This window comes from Pseudoalteromonas sp. S558 (assembly GCF_005886635.1).
GTDB lineage: Bacteria > Pseudomonadota > Gammaproteobacteria > Enterobacterales > Alteromonadaceae > Pseudoalteromonas > Pseudoalteromonas aliena.
This window is the reverse complement of sequence record NZ_PNDU01000338.1, coordinates 1-2,476: the sequence shown is the minus strand read 5'-3', so window position 1 is coordinate 2,476 and position 2,476 is coordinate 1. Positions and strand designations below refer to the sequence as shown.

At 41.8% G+C, this 2,476-nt stretch carries 1 protein-coding gene; it reads right to left on the bottom strand.

What is annotated here, in order from left to right; genetic code table 11:
* Positions 1–118 precede the first annotated feature (118 nt).
* Positions 119–2,296, bottom strand: a complete 2,178-nt coding sequence (locus tag CWB66_RS18715; protein WP_077536024.1) for a YgiQ family radical SAM protein — start codon at positions 2,294–2,296, stop codon at positions 119–121.
* Between the last annotated feature and the right edge of the window lie 180 nt (positions 2,297–2,476).

The window sequence follows — 2,476 nt, the reverse complement described above, 5'->3', positions numbered from 1 at the left end:
AATTTAACTTCGCGCTTTTTTATAGCTAGTTGTTCTAAATAAAAAATTTTAACAACATTATAGAGTGATTTAATTCGTTAAATTGTTCAAATATTTATGCCGGTTGGTATAAACCCTATTATCGAGCTCTTTGACGGTTAGCACCGACTTTAGGCTTAGTGTTCGCCTTTTTAAATTGGCTAAAACCTGTATGGCGCGTTAATGCAGGTCGCCCTCCCTTGCTACTTCCTTTACCGGCTTTTTCATCACGTCCTTCTTCAGGCACTAAACAGCCAGGCCCTTTACCAATTAAATTAGCTTTACCCATTTTACGCAGTGCCTCACGTATCATCGGCCAACCCGCTGAGTCATGGTAGCGTAAAATTGCTTTATGCAATCTACGTTGGCGCGCTCCTTTAGGGACAGGCACGACTTCTGAGTTATTTTTTATATTACGTAAAGAATTCATCTCTGTATGATAAATAGTTGTCGCATTAGCCATGGGTGATGGGTAAAAGTTTTGCACTTGATCTAGCTTAAAGTCATTCGACTTAAGCCATAAAGCCATGTTTACCATGTCCTCATCTTTTGTCCCTGGGTGAGCTGAAATAAAGTAAGGAATTAAATACTGCTTTTTACCGGCTTCTTTTGAGTATTTATCAAATAATTCTTTAAATTGATCATACGCGCCCATACCTGGTTTCATCATTTTTGATAATGGACCATCCTCGGTATGCTCTGGGGCTATTTTTAAGTAACCACCGACATGATGCGTTACCAACTCTTTAACATAACGAGGGTCGCGTACGGCTAAGTCATAACGCACACCCGAAGCAATCAACACCTTTTTGATACCTTTAACTTCACGTGCTTTTTTATACAAGTCTATTGTTGGCGTATGATCTGTATCCATGTGCTTACAAATATCTGGATACACACATGATAAACGTCTGCAGGTACTTTCTGCTTTTTTACTGGTACAACGCAATTTATACATGTTTGCCGTTGGGCCACCTAAATCAGAAATAACACCGGTAAAGCCTGGTACTTTATCTCTAATTTGTTCAATTTCTTCAATAATTGACTCTTGCGAACGACTTTGAATAATACGCCCTTCATGCTCTGTAATTGAGCAAAACGAACAACCACCAAAACACCCACGCATAATGTTCACCGAGGTTTTAATCATGTCGTAAGCCGGTATTTTCGCATCACCGTAACTTGGGTGAGGAATACGTTGATACGGTAAACCAAATACAGCATCCATTTCATGGGTTTCCAACGGATATGCTGGCGGATTTACCCAAATAGATCGATCGCCATGACGCTGATACAACGCCCTTGCACAACCAGGGTTTGTTTCTTGATGCAAAATACGCGAAGCATGTGCATATAAAGGTTTATTAACGCTTACTTGCTCATAGGCAGGTAATTTAACGTAAGTTTTTTCCCACGGTTTAGGACGCGCGGGCTGAACCATAATTGGTTTTGCAGCTTCCGCTTTTAAATCAATACCCGCTTGTTTAAATTCAGATTTACTACAGCCAACATCATCCGCGCCGTATGGGTTTGGAATAGGATCTATTTTACCAATTTTATCTATCGCGGTAGAGTCGCTACCACGCCAACCTGGTAACGGTTCTTTTCGAATAACGGCTGTGCCACGAATATCCTGAATAGTATCCATCGTTTCACCCGCAGCAATGCGATGTGCTACTTCAACTAACGGGCGCTCTGCGTTACCGTAAATTAAAATATCGGCTTTTGCATCAAACAAAATACTACGACGTACTTTTTCTTGCCAGTAATCGTAATGAGCAATACGGCGCAGACTGGCTTCAATACCACCAATAACAATCGGGATGCCTTTGTATGCTTCACGGCATTTTTGAGAGTAAATCATTACGGCGCGATCGGGGCGTTTACCACCGACATTATTTGGCGTGTAAGCATCATCATGACGCATACGTTTTTCGGCAGTATAGCGGTTGATCATTGAATCCATGTTCCCAGCTGTTACACCAAAAAATAGATTCGGTCTGCCGAGCTCCATAAATGCATCTTTAGAGTCCCATTCTGGCTGGGCAATAATACCCACTCTAAAGCCTTGCGCTTCAAGTACACGACCAATTACCGCCATGCCAAAACTAGGGTGATCAACGTAAGCGTCACCACTGATAATTATTATGTCGCAGCTATCCCAGCCAAGTGCATCCATTTCTTCACGCGTAGTTGGTAAAAATGGCGCGGTGCCATAACATTCAGCCCAATATTTGGGGTACGAAAATAAGGCGCGCTTAGCTTTGAGTGTGCTCATAAATTTGGCCGTAGAATAACAAAAGGCGCGAATTATACCCTACTACATTGTTTATATATACAACTAACCAAAGGAGGTCTTTTTTATTCAAAATTTACTTTAGAGAGCATTGCGAGGCCGTGTTGACCTTTGTGGATTGAAATTTGTTCAACCTAGGGACGGTTGAATCGCGGCGCGAGG